The 13,973-nt window shown below is 60.8% G+C and carries 15 protein-coding genes; 12 read left to right on the forward strand and 3 right to left on the reverse strand.

The features are described from left to right. Positions 1-2: 2 nt before the first annotated feature. Entirely contained in the window at positions 3-179 is a 177-nt protein-coding gene (locus ACQZ60_RS16500) for a hypothetical protein (RefSeq protein WP_174000681.1), read from the reverse strand. A 218-nt stretch (positions 180-397) separates the two neighbouring features. On the opposite strand from ACQZ60_RS16500, the gene ACQZ60_RS16505 reads away from it, so the two are divergent. Further along, the gene (locus ACQZ60_RS16505; RefSeq protein ID WP_448735647.1) at positions 398-1,291 is read left to right on the forward strand and encodes a helix-turn-helix domain-containing protein; all 894 of its coding nucleotides are present in this window, start codon (positions 398-400) and stop codon (positions 1,289-1,291) included. 204 nt (positions 1,292-1,495) lie between these two features. On the opposite strand, the gene ACQZ60_RS16510 is transcribed toward ACQZ60_RS16505, so the two are convergent. After that, positions 1,496-3,616: a TonB-dependent siderophore receptor gene (locus tag ACQZ60_RS16510; protein ID WP_448735648.1), complete on the reverse strand. Its 2,121-nt coding sequence runs from the start codon at positions 3,614-3,616 to the stop codon at positions 1,496-1,498. 221 nt (positions 3,617-3,837) lie between these two features. Here ACQZ60_RS16510 and ACQZ60_RS16515 point away from each other — a divergent pair, with 221 nt between their 5' ends. The 6 genes from ACQZ60_RS16515 (at position 3,838) to ACQZ60_RS16540 (ending at position 8,444) form a co-directional block, all read left to right on the forward strand. Continuing rightward, positions 3,838-4,848, forward strand: coding sequence for an iron-siderophore ABC transporter substrate-binding protein (locus ACQZ60_RS16515; protein WP_375021669.1), 1,011 nt, complete (start codon positions 3,838-3,840; stop codon positions 4,846-4,848). Beyond that, positions 4,845-5,888, forward strand: a complete 1,044-nt coding sequence (locus ACQZ60_RS16520; protein WP_448735649.1) for a FecCD family ABC transporter permease — start codon at positions 4,845-4,847, stop codon at positions 5,886-5,888. The genes ACQZ60_RS16515 and ACQZ60_RS16520 overlap by 4 nt, the downstream gene beginning before the upstream one ends. Further along, positions 5,885-6,925 (forward strand): FecCD family ABC transporter permease, encoded by a 1,041-nt coding sequence (locus ACQZ60_RS16525; protein ID WP_448735650.1) that lies wholly within the window; start codon positions 5,885-5,887, stop codon positions 6,923-6,925. The genes ACQZ60_RS16520 and ACQZ60_RS16525 overlap by 4 nt, the downstream gene beginning before the upstream one ends. Further along, positions 6,922-7,746 (forward strand): ABC transporter ATP-binding protein, encoded by an 825-nt coding sequence (locus tag ACQZ60_RS16530; protein WP_448735651.1) that lies wholly within the window; start codon positions 6,922-6,924, stop codon positions 7,744-7,746. The genes ACQZ60_RS16525 and ACQZ60_RS16530 overlap by 4 nt, the downstream gene beginning before the upstream one ends. Before the next feature lie 61 nt (positions 7,747-7,807). Next, a complete protein-coding gene (locus ACQZ60_RS16535) occupies positions 7,808-8,089 on the forward strand; it encodes a type II toxin-antitoxin system RelE/ParE family toxin (RefSeq protein WP_035264269.1) in 282 nt (93 codons plus the stop codon). A 55-nt stretch (positions 8,090-8,144) separates the two neighbouring features. Then, positions 8,145-8,444: a HigA family addiction module antitoxin gene (locus ACQZ60_RS16540; RefSeq protein WP_209788714.1), complete on the forward strand. Its 300-nt coding sequence runs from the start codon at positions 8,145-8,147 to the stop codon at positions 8,442-8,444. A 19-nt stretch (positions 8,445-8,463) separates the two neighbouring features. Here the strand turns inward: ACQZ60_RS16540 and ACQZ60_RS16545 are convergent, their stop codons facing one another. Continuing rightward, positions 8,464-9,336, reverse strand: coding sequence for a helix-turn-helix transcriptional regulator (locus tag ACQZ60_RS16545; protein ID WP_448735652.1), 873 nt, complete (start codon positions 9,334-9,336; stop codon positions 8,464-8,466). 134 nt (positions 9,337-9,470) lie between these two features. Between ACQZ60_RS16545 and ACQZ60_RS16550 the strand changes: the two genes are divergently transcribed. The 5 genes from ACQZ60_RS16550 to ACQZ60_RS16570 all read left to right on the forward strand — a co-directional run bounded on the left by ACQZ60_RS16550 (position 9,471) and on the right by ACQZ60_RS16570 (position 13,973). After that, positions 9,471-10,685 (forward strand): amino acid ABC transporter substrate-binding protein, encoded by a 1,215-nt coding sequence (locus tag ACQZ60_RS16550; protein WP_448735653.1) that lies wholly within the window; start codon positions 9,471-9,473, stop codon positions 10,683-10,685. Positions 10,686-10,755: 70 nt separating this feature from the next. Next, positions 10,756-11,628 carry a branched-chain amino acid ABC transporter permease gene (locus ACQZ60_RS16555; protein WP_020811624.1) on the forward strand — a complete coding sequence of 291 codons (873 nt, stop codon included), beginning with the start codon at positions 10,756-10,758 and terminating at the stop codon, positions 11,626-11,628. Beyond that, entirely contained in the window at positions 11,625-12,533 is a 909-nt protein-coding gene (locus ACQZ60_RS16560) for a branched-chain amino acid ABC transporter permease (protein ID WP_448735654.1), read from the forward strand. The genes ACQZ60_RS16555 and ACQZ60_RS16560 overlap by 4 nt, the downstream gene beginning before the upstream one ends. Further along, on the forward strand, positions 12,530-13,258 hold the full coding sequence (locus tag ACQZ60_RS16565) for an ABC transporter ATP-binding protein (RefSeq protein WP_448735655.1): 729 nt from the start codon (positions 12,530-12,532) through the stop codon (positions 13,256-13,258). Before ACQZ60_RS16560 ends, ACQZ60_RS16565 begins: the two co-directional genes overlap by 4 nt. Then, on the forward strand, positions 13,251-13,973 hold the full coding sequence (locus tag ACQZ60_RS16570; RefSeq protein WP_080858034.1) for an ABC transporter ATP-binding protein: 723 nt from the start codon (positions 13,251-13,253) through the stop codon (positions 13,971-13,973). The genes ACQZ60_RS16565 and ACQZ60_RS16570 overlap by 8 nt, the downstream gene beginning before the upstream one ends.

Consider the following 13,973-nt stretch of genomic DNA (forward strand, 5'->3'; position numbering starts at 1 on the left):
TGCTACCGCCGGTCAGAAGCCGCAATCGGTTTGCCGGATGAAGATTTTTCCGCCTTTGCCGAGGGAGCTTTGCCGCTCTTTTCGTTTTCGTGCGCATCCGGCCCGGCCACGATGACGCCACGGCCCTTCTCTTCGCGTTTCTTGTCCGCAAAGTTGCCCGGTTCCTTTTTGCTGTCCATTGATGAATCTCCCGTGTTGCGTTCCTGTCAGGAGTTCAACGGACGTTTCGCTCAGAGGTTCCAGAGCCGTCGCGTCAGCGAATGTTTCTCTTTATAACGATCTTTGCTATTAACATGAATTGATAAGTCATGTTATTGGGGCAGAGCGCGATGACTGGCGCGGTGCGCCCGTCTTTCCATACGCTCACCCCAGACCCGACAACCGGACGGTACCCGCATTGAGTTTCTGGCATTCCATGACCTGGCACACGGAAGGGATTAGCGTCACTGCGCCGGTGAAATGGCGCCAGTTCGACGGGCTGGTCAGTGCTTTCTGGGAAGCGGAAAGCCAGATGGGAGCCAAGGGTTATTATCTGGCCGCCGATCCGCGCATTATGATCTTTTTCAACGATGTCTCCTCGCGCATCAGCATGTCCAACCGCAATGGCGAGTTCACCAACCATTCGCGGCCGATGACACGGGCGGTTTATGTGCCGGCCGGCGTTCCGATGTGGACGAGCAGCAGCGCCACGCATCGGTTCTCGCATCTCAATCTGCATATTCACAAGGATCGCCTGTTGCGTTTCCTGTCGCCCTCAGTCGGCAGTTCGGCGGCGATGACGGCGCTGCGCCGTCCGGTCGAGATACAGGACATCGGTTCGGTGGAAACCCTTGCCGGCCTGCTGGTCGATGAGCTGGCTGAACCCTCGAAACATGCGGTCTATGCGGAAAGCCTCGTCGGCAGCATCGTTGCCGGCCTGCTGGATATTCCCGGCCCTTCGCCGGAGCAGGCCAATGGCAGGCTGACGCAGGCGCAGTTGAACAAGCTTCTTGCCCAGGTCGAAAAGCGTGGCGACGACCGTATGACGGTTGCGGAGATGGCCGATATTGTCGGTCTTTCGGAAAGCTGGTTCGCCACCGTATTTCGCCAGACCACCGGCAGGACGCCGCTGCAATGGCAATTGGAGCGGCGCATCAATGCCGCACAGAAACTTCTGCTGGAAGGCGATCTGACGGTGGCCGATATCGCCGCTCAGCTTGGCTTTTCCGATCAGGCCCATCTGACCAAGGCTTTCCGCCAGTCCGTGGGCAACACGCCGGCCGCCTGGCGACGGCTGCACCGGCTGCTTTGATAGCGGGTCGGCCCTGCGCCGCCCATGTTCAGCGGTTTGGCGCATTCCTCCAGCCTCTCTCCACGTCATCCTCGGGCTCGTCCCGAAGATCTGCCAACTTCAGACTAGATGGGACGTGGTTAGATCCTCGGGACAAGCCCGAGGATGACGTGGTGTGTTAGGAAAACAAATCAATATATTGAAAAATATTGCTAATATCGATTTTCACCATGTCTTTCGCAAGGTTACGGAAAACGCCCGGCCGGGATTGTAAAAGTCAGCGCCGAACCCGCCGTAAGAGACGTGTTTTTCGTTGAAGATGTTGGAAACATTGACGTCCAGCGAGGCGGTTTCCTGAATCTTGTAGCTGAACGCTGCATCCACGGTCACGCTGCTTCCGGTTTCGACCTTGTTGGCATTGTCGAAATAATAAGCGCCGGTATAGCGGCCGCCGAGACCGAAGGTCATGTCGCCGAAATGGTCATTGCCCGCAAGCGTGTAGTTGACCCACAGCGAGGCCTGATGCTCGGGCACGAATTGCGGCCGGTTGCCAACATTGCCGCCGGTGCCGTTTTCAGTGATTTCCGCGTCGAGATAGGAATAGGCGGCCGTCAGGCTGAGATTGTCCGTGACTTCCGCCTTGGCTTCGAGATCGAGACCGCGCACACGCACCTCGCCGATGGTCGTCGGCAGGCTGGTGATCGGGCTGGTGACGGTGATGTTGTTCTTCTTCAGATCGTAGATCGACGCGGTGAACAGGGCCGGGAAAGCGTCCGGACGATATTTCACGCCGAGTTCGATCTGTTCGCCGCGTTCGGGCTCTACCGTCAGACCAGATGCCGGCACCACCGACTCGGCGTAACTGATATAAGGCGCGATCTCATTGGTGACCTTGTAGGATACGCCGATACGCTTGGTCAGTTCGCTGATGTCGCCGCTCGCCGTCGTGCCGTTCAGCCGGTTGGTCTGGTCGGTGTCGATCCAGTCGTTGCGCAGGCCGGCGCTGACGATCAGCCTGTCGAAGAAAGTCAGGTCCTGCTGCAGATAGATCGCCTTGGTCTTATCGTCTTTCAGCGAGTCGGAGAAGAGCGGTACCGAGGAGGGTGCCCCGGTATAGACCGGGTTCATCCAGTTGATGCTTGGGGCCGATCCGAAGTAGTTTTTGCTACCGGATGTGTAGTCATTATAGAAGACGCCGACGAGGCTGCGGCTTTCGACATTTTCAAACCGCGTATCGTATTGCAGGCGCGTGTCGATCAGGAAGTTTTCGGTCTCGGTGTCGTTGCCGAAATAGGACCGGTTGGCGATTGTCGAACCGTTGGTCGGTGTGGACGAGATATAGGCATAACCGAAATCGGTATTCGCCTTGCTGTAGCGGGCGTTGGAACTCAGCGTCAGGCCGGAGCCGAAATCGTGGTCGAACATCACGCTCAGCGAATTGCGGTTGGTGCCGCGATAATTGTAGTCCGGTTCGCCGAAGAAACGGCTCCGGTCGAAATGCGAGCCGACGGGATGGCCGCCGCCGCCCGGAACGCCATCCTTGTTGAGATGATCGTAAACTACGGTAAGGCTGGTGACGTCCGTGGGACGCCATGTCAGGCCGCCCATGAAGAATTTCTCGTCGTCACGGGAATAGTCATATTCCGCATCGGCATTTCTGAGCTTGCCGGTCAGGCGATAGGACAGCGTGTCGTCGCTGGTGATGTTGTCGCCAAAGTCGAAGCCGGTTTCGGCGCGGCCATAGGAACCGCCGGTGACATAGGCTTCACCGAAACGGGTGCGTTTCGGCACCTTGGTGGAATAATTTACCGAGCCGCCGGGATCTGAGACGCCAAAGGTGGTGGAATTGCCGCCCTTCAGCACTTCCACCCGCTCATAGGCATAGGTTTCTTCGCGCAGCGCGCCGAAGGGACGGCCAAGCGTCAACCCATCGCGATAGGTATAGGCGTCGAAACCGCGAATCTTGAAATAGTCGAACCGGTCGTCGGAGCCGTAAAAATCCGTGGTCACACCGGCGGTATATTGCAGCGCTTCTTCCACGCTCTGCACCCCGCGCTGCTGCATTTCCTTGGCGGTGATGACGGAGACCGAGGCCGGTGTGTCGAGAATATCGGTCGCCATCTTGCTGCCACTCGTCGTGCGGTTGGCGACGATGGACTTCTGGTCATTGTCACCGCTTTCGATGGTGATCCGTTCCAGAACCGTGCTGCCGTTTGTGTTGGCAGCTTCCTGCGCCAGCAAGGCGCCGGGCAGGGTGGCGACAAGCGCCGTGCAGGCAAGCAGCGTCGCGTCCTGATAACGACGTCGCGCGGTTTTGCGGTGTCTGCCTTCGGTTTCGATATTCATTGGTATGTTCCAGAAGTTGATGCCCCGATCGCCGCTTCCACGGCCCACTCTCAAAGCGCCCAATAACTTGAGAAAGTTTGTCCGGTATTGTAACTTTTTGCGGTTTTGTACAAAACCCCGGAAATTTCACCGCTGTTGCGACGGCATTTCTTGCCTGGGCTTGACGGAGGCAATTGAAGCTGAGAGTTCAAATCCACTTTTGAACTTTTGAGAGCTCGCCAATGCTTCGCCCGTTTCGCTGCCTCCTGCCGGTATTTGTGCTTTTCCTGTCGCTGATCGCGCCGAATATGGCCTCGGCGGAGGAGGCGACCAGCTATCCCGTCGTCATCAAACATGCTTTCGGCACGACCACGATTGCGAAGAAACCGCAGCGGGTCGCAACTGTCGCCTGGGCCAACCATGAGGTGCCGCTGGCGCTCGGCATCGTGCCCGTCGGTTTTGCCGCGGCCAATTTCGGCGATGATGACGGCGATGGCCTGCTGCCATGGGTGGCGAAGCGGCTTACCGAACTCAACGCGGCAAAGCCCGTGCTGTTCGACGAGGGTGACGGCATCGACTTCGAGGCGGTGGCGGCGACGCAGCCGGATGTCATCCTTGCCGCCTATTCAGGCCTCAGCCAGTCCGACTACGATACGCTGAGCCAGATCGCCCCTGTCGTTGCCTATCCCGTTTCTCCCTGGGCGACGGACTGGCGCGAAATGATCCGGCTGAACAGCGCCGGCCTTGGCATGGTTGCGGAAGGTGAGGCGCTCATCAAACGCATCGAGGGTGAGATCGCGCAGGTCGTTGCCGGCCACCCGCAGTTGAAGGGCAAATCAGCCATGTTCGTCACCCATCTCGATGCCACCAATCTCAGCGTTGTCAATTTCTATACGGCCAATGACACCAGGGTGAAGTTCTTCGCCGATCTTGGGCTTGCCTCGCCGAAAAGCGTTGTGGAAGCCACGAAGCCGGGGCAATTCGCCGCCGGCGTCAGCGCTGAACGTGTGGATGCCTTCGACGATGTCGATATCGTCGTGACCTATGGCAGTGAGCCGCTGCTGAACGCCATGCGGGCCGACCCGCTTCTCGCCCGCATGCCGGCCGTTGCCAACGATGCCATCGTCATGCTGGGCCGAGACCCGCTCGGCACCGCCTCCAATCCAACGCCGCTGTCGATTTCGTGGGTGTTGAAGGACTATGCCGATCTTCTGGCAAAGGCTGCGGATAAATCCTCCGGGAAATCGCAGTGACAACGTCTGGACCCGGCAAAGCGGCGGCCGTGCTGCTCGCCGGCCGCTCCAACCGCGTGCGAACGGCTTGGCTCGGCGCGGTGCTGGCGCTTCTCGCGCTGCTTTGTGCGCTGTCCGTCGCCATCGGCACGCGTGACGTCTCTTTTGCGGATATTGTTGGCGGGCTCAGCGGCCGCGTCGAGACGGTTGCAGAGGCGGCGGTTGCCGTACGTTTGCCGCGCACGCTGCTTGCCCTGCTTTCCGGGGCGGCACTCGGGCTCGCCGGGGCCATCATGCAGGGTGTCACCCGCAATCCCCTTGCCGATCCCGGCATTCTCGGTGTGAACATGGGGGCGTCGCTCGCCGTCGTCATCGGCATCGTATGGTTCGGCATCGCCTCGGCTCAGGCCTTCATCATGGTCGCAATTGCCGGGGCGGGGGTATCAGCGGTTTTCGTTTATGTTGTCGGCTCGCTAGGGCGAGGCGGGGCGACCCCGCTGAAACTCGCACTTGCGGGCGCCGCCACCTCCGTCGCCTTTTCCTCACTCGTCATCGCCGTCGTTCTGCCACGCAGCGATATTGCCGGCGGCATCCGCTCCTGGCAGATCGGCGGCGTCGGCGGGGCGACTTTCGAGCGTATCGAGACCGTGCTGCCCTTTCTGGCCGCCGGCTTCATCATCAGCCTGCTTTCGGCGCGCAAGCTGAATTCTCTGGCGCTTGGAGACGAACTCGCCGCCGGGCTTGGCGAGAATGTTGCCGTCGCCCGAGCCGTAGCCTCCTTCGGCGCCATTCTGCTCTGCGGCGCAGCCACCGCCATTTGCGGGCCGATCGGTTTTGTCGGGCTGGTGGTGCCGCATCTCTGCCGTCTGCTCGTCGGGGTGGACAATCGCTGGCTGGTGCCGTTCTCGGCGCTTGGCGGGGCGTGTTTGCTGCTTGCCGCCGATATTGTCGGGCGCATCGTGGCGCGGCCGTCGGAACTCGATGTCGGCATCGTCACCGCCCTTGTCGGCGCGCCTTTCTTCATCGGGATTGTTAGACGCCAGAGGGTGCGCGAATTGTGACCATATACGCTCCCGTCATTGAAAATCTCGTCTTCAATCGGCACGCCCGCCAGCGCCGGCGTCGCCTTGTCATCGCTGCCCTGTCGACGCTTCTGATTGCCGCTTTCGCAACGACGCTGATGCTTGGGCAATCCTTCACGCCGCCCGGCGATGTCATTCGCGTTCTACTGGGGGAGGACATTGCCGGCGTAACCTTCACCGTCGGGCAGTTGCGCCTGCCACGCGCGCTGCTGTCGATTCTGGCAGGCCTGAGCTTCGGGCTTGGCGGCGTCGCCTTCCAGATCATGCTGCGCAACCCGCTCGCCAGCCCCGATATTATCGGCATCAGTTCCGGGGCGAGTGCGGCAGCCGTTTTTGCCATCGTCGTCCTGCAGATGAACGGGCCGCTGGTCTCGGTCTTCGCCGTCGCCGCCGGTCTTGGCGTCGCGCTTCTCGTCTATCTCCTGTCCTTCCGCAACGGTGTGGCCGGAACGCGGCTGATCCTCGTCGGCATCGGCGTATCAGCCATGCTGGAAAGCTTTATCGCCTATATCCTCTCCGTCGCGCCGGCATGGACGCTGCAGGAGGCGATGCGCTGGCTGACCGGCAGCGTCAACGGCGCGAAAATCGCGCAACTGCTGCCGCTCCTCATCGCGCTTATCCTTTTCGGCGGCTTGCTCCTCAGCCGTGCGCGCGATCTGGAAGCGTTGAGACTGGGGGACGACGCTGCCGCAGCGCTTGGTGTAAGGGTAGGGCGAACGCGCATCATCGTCATCATCGCCGCCGTGGGCATGATCGCCTTTGCAACGGCGGTGACGGGTCCCATCGCGTTTGTCGCTTTCCTCTCCGGGCCGATTGCGGCGCGCATCGTCGGCAGCAATGGCTCGCTGCTCCTTCCTGCGGCGCTGATTGGGGCGGCGCTGGTGCTGGTGGGCGATTATTGCGGCCAGTTCCTGTTGCCGGGCCGTTACCCGGTCGGCGTCGTTACCGGCGCGCTCGGTGCGCCCTATCTGATTTACCTTATCGTGCGGGTCAACCGCAGCGGAGGCTCGTTATGACCGGCCACTCCCTTTCCGTGAACGGCCTGTCGGCAGGCTACGGCGAAAACCTCATCATCGACGGGCTGGATCTTACCATTCCGCGCGGGAAGATCACCGTCATCGTCGGCGCCAATGCCTGCGGCAAGTCCACCCTGCTGCGCAGCATGTCGCGGCTCATTGCGCCGCGCGCCGGTCAGGTTCTGCTCGATGGAAAATCGATCCATCGTCTTCCCTCACGCGATCTCGCACGGCGCATGGGCCTTTTGCCGCAATCGCCGATAGCGCCGGAGGGCATCGTGGTTGCCGATCTGGTCAGCCGTGGCCGGCACCCGCATCACGGCCTGTTCGCCCGCTGGTCGCGACAGGACGACGAGGCCGTCGCCGCAGCCCTTGTCGCAACCGATACGGTGGAACTGGCCGAGCGGCCGGTGGACGAGCTTTCCGGCGGCCAGCGGCAACGCGTCTGGATCGCCATGGCGCTCGCTCAGCAGACAGACATATTGCTGCTGGATGAACCGACCACCTTCCTCGATATTAGCCACCAGGTCGAGGTGCTGGATCTTCTGACCGATCTCAACCACGCCCGGGAGACCACCATCGTCATGGTGCTGCACGATCTCAATCTCGCAGCCCGTTATGCCGATCATCTCGTCGCCATGAGGGACGGGAAGCTGCATGTCTTCGGCACGCCGGAGGACGTATTGACGGAGGAGAATGTCCGCCACGTCTTCGGCATCGAAAGCCGGGTCATCGAAGATCCGACCTCGGGCAAGCCGATGATGCTGCCGATCGGGCGGCATCGAACGGTGGCGGGGGCGGCAAAAGTCGTATCTCTTTAAGATACGGTTCTGTTGACTTCTGTGCGTATCTGTTTATGATACCAACATCACGAGGCCAGCAATGATCCGTTCTTTCAAAAACAAGCTGACCGCATCGATTGACGACGGATCTGTGAAGAAGGGCTTTCCCGCCGATCTGGTACGCCGCGCCCAGCAGCTGCTCACGATCCTGGATGCGGCGACCACGGTAGGAGACCTTCGCTCACCGCCCGGCAATCGTTTGGAAAAGCTGTCCGGCGATCGTGAGGGCCAATATTCGATCCGGATTAACAAGCAGTGGCGCATCTGCTTCGTCTGGACGGAAGCAGGGCCGGAAAGCGTGGAAATAACCGACTATCACTAGTCTGGCATTCTCGTGGAGAGGCTCATGAAAAATCGGCCAAGGAGGGCCAGCGAGCATGACAATCAGTAAATCGCCTCCGATCCATCCGGGCGAAATCCTGCGGGAACTCTATCTTGAGCCGCTGGGCATGTCGGCTTACGCTCTTGCAAGGCACCTCAATATTCCGCGCACCCGCATAGAACGAATTGCGGGAGAGAAACTTGGTATCACCGCCGACACCGCCTTGCGCCTTGCAAAGTTTTTCAAGACCACACCGGAATATTGGCTGAACTTGCAGAATGCCTTTGACATTAAGGCGGCGGCTGTGAGGCTGGAAGCGGAACTTGCCAATATCAAGGAACTGGAAGCGGCCTAATTCTCAGCCGTCCGTCAGGTCAAGGCCAAGCCGCATAAGATGGCGGCGGCACGTTCTGCATTCGCGTTGCCGTTCTCCTGAACCGGCCGGGAGACGTGCCCTCGTTGCGGGTGAAGAAGCGATTGAAGTAGCCGGGGTCCTGAAATCCTAATCGGAACGCGATTTCAGCGACTTGCAGCGATGAGTTCAGAAGAAGGTCACGCGCTTCGGACAGCAGCTCCCGATGAATATAGGCCTGTGGCGAAAGCCCCGTCGCCTTGCGCACCGCAAATCCCAGCCGTTCGCGGTTGACGCCGAGTTGCCTTGCATAATCTTCCACGCCCCATTGATCGCGTTTGTGCTGGCTGACGAGCAGCACAAAGCGCTCGGTGAGGCTGCCGGGCGTTGAGACGGCTGCGGCAATATCGGCTATGGCGTGCTGGCAGATGCGAATGAGGGTGACGGAGAGCAGGCTGGCGATGATCGTGTCCGAACCGGTTGTCGCGCGGACATTTTCGCGGGCGATGGTCTCGAGATAACCCGCAAGTTCCTGCCGGTCTTTCTCCGCCGGCGCCTGCGTCAGAACACGCTGCAATATATTGCGCACGGCGCTTGCGCTCGTGCCGGTGGGCATCGCATGGGCAAGCCCGATTTCGCTCGTCCTCAGCAGCGATCCACGGCTTCCGGCAGTCAGCCGCAGGCGGCCGGCGGGGCCGATGGGCAGCCAGACGAGCCCCGGTGCCACAACGGGCAGCGTCTTTTCACCTTGGAGAATTTCCGCTTCCCCGGCGGACAGGAGAAGCAGATGGGCGCTGTCCGATTCCAGCCGGAATTCGGAGATGCGCAGCGTCGAGGCGAGGGTGCGCGCCGTGATCTCCACGCGATTGCCGGCAATCTGGCTATGCAGCGCCATTCGGCCTCCAAGAGTACAATAATGCGCTACACTAGTGCATTTTATATGTGGCTGTCATTGCTAAACTTTGATCAGCGCAGGGGAAAGCCTTGAGGAGAACGGCAACCCCGATAAGGCGCTTTGGGAGGAACATCATGAATAATCTGAAGCGCAGAACGTTGTTCTGCCTGCTCTCCGGTGCTGCCTTGTCGGCGGTATCTTTCGGTGACGCCATTGCGCAGGACCGTACCTCGGTGAAGATCGGTTATGCCGTTTCGAAAAGCGGTGCAAATGCCACGGGTGCTGGCATCACCACCATTCCGAACTACAAATTATGGGTGAAAGAGGTCAACGATGTCGGTGGCCTGACCCTGCCCGATGGCAAGCGCCTGCCGATGGAAGTGGTGGAATATGACGACCGGTCCTCGGCCGAGGATGCCGTGCGGTTCACCGAGCGTCTGGCCAGCCAGGACAAGGTCGATTTCATCCTGCCGCCCTGGGGCACGGGCTTCAATCTGGCCGTTGCGCCGCTTTACGACCGTTTCGGTTATCCGCAGCTGGCCGTGACCGGCGTTACCGACAAGGCGCCCGATTTCGCGGCGCGCTGGAAAAAGAGCTTCTGGATGCTGGGCGGTGGTCATGACTATGCCAATGCGCTCGCCGATGTTTTGAAAGCTGCGCGCGATGCGGGCCAGATCAACGACAAGGTCGCGGTGATTTCCGTGGCTGACGGTTTTGGCATCGATCTCATCAAAGCCGCGCGGCCGGCGCTGAAGGAAGCGGGTTTCACGCTTGCCTATGACAAGACCTATCCGGTTGGCACTTCCGATTTCGCCGCGTTGGTGAACGAGGCGGCGGCGAGCGGTGCGGACAGCTTCATCGCCTTTTCCTATCCGCCCGATAGTTTTGCGGTGACGAAACAGGCGCAGACCGCGAAGTTCAACCCGAAGGTTCTTTATGTCGGCGTCGGCGGTGCTTTCCCGATCTTCCCGAAGGTCTCCGATGGCAAGCAGGAGGGCGTGATCAGCATCGGCGGCGTCGATGGCAGCAGCGACAAGATCGAGGATTATTTCAAACGCCACGAAGCCTTCATCGGCACCAAGCCGGACAGCTGGGCAAGCGCCATCACCTATGCGAGCCTTGAAATGCTGGCCCAGTCCGTTCAACGCGTTGGCCTCGACAAGGCGGCGGTGGCAAATGAACTTTCGACGGGAAGCTTCGACACCGTCATCGGCCCGGTCAAGCTTGAAGACAACCAGCTTCGCCAGCTCTGGTGGGCGGGGCAATGGCAGGGCGACCGTTTCGTGGCGATTGCGCCCGCAGACCGCGCAGGCGCGGCCAAGCCGGTCATTCCGAAGCCGCAATGGTGAGCCTTTGCCGGCCGGGGTCGTGAATCCCGGCCGGAAGGCTTTGGCCATCTTCCATACTGGAGACATTCCCTTGTTTTTATCCACCCTCATCTTCGGCTTGATGCTGGGAGGGACCTATGCGCTGATCGCGCTTGGACTTTCGCTGCAATATGGCATTGCCCGCATCATGAACCTTGCCTATGGCGAGGTGCTGATTGCGGCTGCCTTCATCACCTTCGTGCTGTTTTCCAGCTATGGCCTGTCGCCGCTCTGGTCGCTCTTCATCATCGTGCCGCTCGGTTACGCCCTGTCTTTCGTCATCTACCGGGTCATGATGCGGCCGCTGGTGCGCCGTTCGGGCGGCTCCGGCCGTCTGGAAGTCGATTCCATTCTGGCGACCTTCGGGCTGCTCTTCGTTATCCAGGGCATCATGCTCGTGGCGTTCGGCGGCAACTACCATTCCTATTCCTATCTCTCCGATGGCGTCGACATTTTCGGCACGACCGTGGCGCTGAACCGGCTGCTGTCCTTCGGCCTGTCGGTTGCGATCGGCGGAGGGCTTTATCTGGCGCTCACCCACAGCCGCTGGGGTCTGAACCTGCGGGCGGTGGCGCTTGCGCCCAAATCCGCGCCGCTGGTTGGCATTGATGTGAACCGTGTGGCCTCGATCGGCTTTGCGCTTGGCGGCGCACTCGCCGTGGCAGGCGGGGTGATGATTTCGATGTACCAGACCTTTTCCGCCTCCTATGGCGTGGTCTTCACCATGAAGGCGCTTGTCGTCGTCATCATGGGCGGTGTCGGCAATCTGCTTGGCGCGCTGGTGGCCGGCCTGCTGCTCGGTCTCGTGGAAACCTTCGTGCTCGTTTATGTCGATCCCGGCCTCACGCTTGCCGCCACCTATCTGCTCTTTCTCGTGGTGCTGCTCTGGCGTCCGGAAGGCATCTTCGCAAGGAGGGGCAAATGATCCCGCTTCTCATCGGCCTTGCCGCAGCCGCGCTGCTGGCGCTTTCCCCTTTCTTCTTCGATGCCTATGGCGTCGGCGTCATCATCGGCCTTCTCGGTTATGTGACGCTTGCCTCCGCCTGGGCGATGTTCTCCGGCCCGACGCGTTACATTTCGCTCGCCACCGTCGCCTTCTTCGGTGTCGGGGCCTATACGGTTGCGGTGCTGAGCGAGGTTTTGCCCTGGCCGCTGGTGCTTCTGTGCGCGGCCCTTGTCGGCGCGGCGCTGGCGCTTGTTGTCGGGCTTTCCACGCTGCGCGTCGCCGGCATTTATTTCGTGATCTTTTCCTTTGGCCTTGCCGAGCTTATCCGCCAGCTCATCACCTGGTATGAGGTAAATGTGACCGGCACGCTCGGGCGTTACATTTTCCTGCCGCTGGAGCCGCAGCATGTGCTGTGGCAATTGCTGGCGCTGGCTGTCATCACTCTCCTGCTGGCAATCCTCATCGACCGCAGCAAGCTCGGACTGGCATTGAAGGCAATCGGTGACGACGAGGTCGTGGCCGCCCATGCGGGCATTAATCTCGCCCGCACCAAGCTGACGCTCTTCGTACTTTCCGCCACGATCATCACGCTTGTCGGCGCCATTCAGGCCCCGCGCTGGGTCTATATCGAGCCGGCCATCGTGTTTAATCCGCAGGTATCGTTCCTCACCGTCATCATGGCCCTGCTTGGCGGAGCCACGCGCCGCTGGGGACCCATTCTCGGTGCGGTGCCGCTGTTCCTGCTGTTCGAGTGGCTGGGCGCGAATTTCCCCAACCATTTTTCCATCATCCTCGGCGCTCTCTTCATCCTCATCGTCTTCGTGCTGCCGGATGGCGTGCTGGCGGCGCTGGAGAAATTGCGCAAAAAGGAGAAAGCCGCATGAGCGCCGTTCTCGAAATCACCGATATCCGCAAGACCTTCGGCGGGCTGAAGGCGGTGGACGGCCTTGGCCTCACCATTAAGGCCGGCGAGGTCGTCGGGCTGCTCGGGCCTAACGGTTCCGGCAAGACGACGCTGATGAACCTTATCTCCGGGGCGCTGAAGCCCACTGAAGGATCGATCCGGCTCAAAGGGCAGGAGATTGCGGGCAGGCGACCGGATGTGATTGCACGCGCCGGCGTGGCGCGCACCTTCCAGCTTGTGCGGCTTTTGCCTTCGCTTCCCCTGCTCGAAAACGTTGCCGTATCGGCCATGTTCGGCCCGCAGCGGCTTTCACGCCCCGAGGCGGAGAAGGTCGCGCGCGCCTGCCTCGAAAGAATAGGCCTTGCCGGGCGGGAAACCATACCGGCCGGCGATCTAACCTATATCGACCAGAAACGCCTTGAACTGGCGCGTGCGCTGGCGGGCGAACCGAAGCTTCTGCTTCTCGATGAATGGCTTGCGGGCCTCAACCCCACGGAGCTGCAGGAAGGAATAGCGCTGATCCGGCGGCTGGCGTCCGAGGGTACGACGATCCTGCTGGTGGAACATATCATGGCCGCCGTGCGCGCGCTTTGCCCGCGCTCCGTGGTCATGGCCGCCGGTCGCAAGATCGCTGACGGGCCGACGGCAACGGTGCTTGACGATCCGCAGGTCATTTCCGCCTATCTAGGAGCGGCACATGCTTGAAATAGATGCACTGACAATTCGCTATGGCAAACATCTCGCGGTTGACGGCATATCGCTCAATGTTGCCAAGGGCGAAACGGTGGTGCTGCTCGGCGCCAATGGCGCTGGCAAGTCGTCGCTGCTGAAAGCGGTCGGCGGCATGGTGGCTCCGGTCTCCGGCGAAGTGCGCGTCAATGGCGCGTCGCTTGCCGCTGTCCCCGCTCATCAGATTGTAGAGCGGGGCGTGGCGCTGGTGCCGGAGGGACGCGGAATTTTCGCGGCGCTGACGGTGGAGGACAATCTCCGTCTCGGGGCCAACCCCCGCCATGCCCGCTTAGCGGAAAAGGCGACACGAGAGCACATTTTTTCGCTGTTTCCCCGACTTGCCGAGCGTCGGCAGCAGCTGGCCGGCACCATGTCCGGCGGCGAACAGCAGATGGTCGCCATCGGCCGCGCGCTGATGTCGGCACCCGATTATCTGCTGCTGGACGAGCCGAGCCTTGGCCTTGCGCCCATCGTTACGCAGGAACTTTTTGCCGCTCTGGCGGAGATCAAGAAGAGCGGCCTTTCCATTCTGATTGTGGAGCAGAATGTGCGCGAAAGCCTCTCACTTGCCGATCGCGGATATTTGCTTGAAGCAGGGCGGATTGTCGGGGCAGGCACGGCTGAGGCCCTGTCCGCCGATCCCGCCGTGCAACGGGCGTTTCTTGGCGGCACCACCGCCGCCATTGTCTGA

The sequence above is a fragment of the Agrobacterium sp. 22-223-1 genome (genome assembly GCF_053522385.1).

What these genes read in the sequence shown, in the direction of transcription:
- ACQZ60_RS16565 (WP_448735655.1), top strand. Translation starts at nt 12,530, where the DNA reads ATGAGCGCCGTTCTCGAAATCACCGATATCCGCAAGACCTTCGGCGGG.
- ACQZ60_RS16540 (WP_209788714.1), top strand. Translation starts at nt 8,145, where the DNA reads ATGACAATCAGTAAATCGCCTCCGATCCATCCGGGCGAAATCCTGCGG.
- ACQZ60_RS16510 (WP_448735648.1), bottom strand. Translation starts at nt 3,616, where the DNA reads ATGAATATCGAAACCGAAGGCAGACACCGCAAAACCGCGCGACGTCGT.
- ACQZ60_RS16570 (WP_080858034.1), top strand. Translation starts at nt 13,251, where the DNA reads ATGCTTGAAATAGATGCACTGACAATTCGCTATGGCAAACATCTCGCG.
- ACQZ60_RS16530 (WP_448735651.1), top strand. Translation starts at nt 6,922, where the DNA reads ATGACCGGCCACTCCCTTTCCGTGAACGGCCTGTCGGCAGGCTACGGC.
- ACQZ60_RS16535 (WP_035264269.1), top strand. Translation starts at nt 7,808, where the DNA reads ATGATCCGTTCTTTCAAAAACAAGCTGACCGCATCGATTGACGACGGA.
- ACQZ60_RS16550 (WP_448735653.1), top strand. Translation starts at nt 9,471, where the DNA reads ATGAATAATCTGAAGCGCAGAACGTTGTTCTGCCTGCTCTCCGGTGCT.
- ACQZ60_RS16545 (WP_448735652.1), bottom strand. Translation starts at nt 9,336, where the DNA reads ATGGCGCTGCATAGCCAGATTGCCGGCAATCGCGTGGAGATCACGGCG.
- ACQZ60_RS16515 (WP_375021669.1), top strand. Translation starts at nt 3,838, where the DNA reads ATGCTTCGCCCGTTTCGCTGCCTCCTGCCGGTATTTGTGCTTTTCCTG.
- ACQZ60_RS16560 (WP_448735654.1), top strand. Translation starts at nt 11,625, where the DNA reads ATGATCCCGCTTCTCATCGGCCTTGCCGCAGCCGCGCTGCTGGCGCTT.
- ACQZ60_RS16500 (WP_174000681.1), bottom strand. Translation starts at nt 179, where the DNA reads ATGGACAGCAAAAAGGAACCGGGCAACTTTGCGGACAAGAAACGCGAA.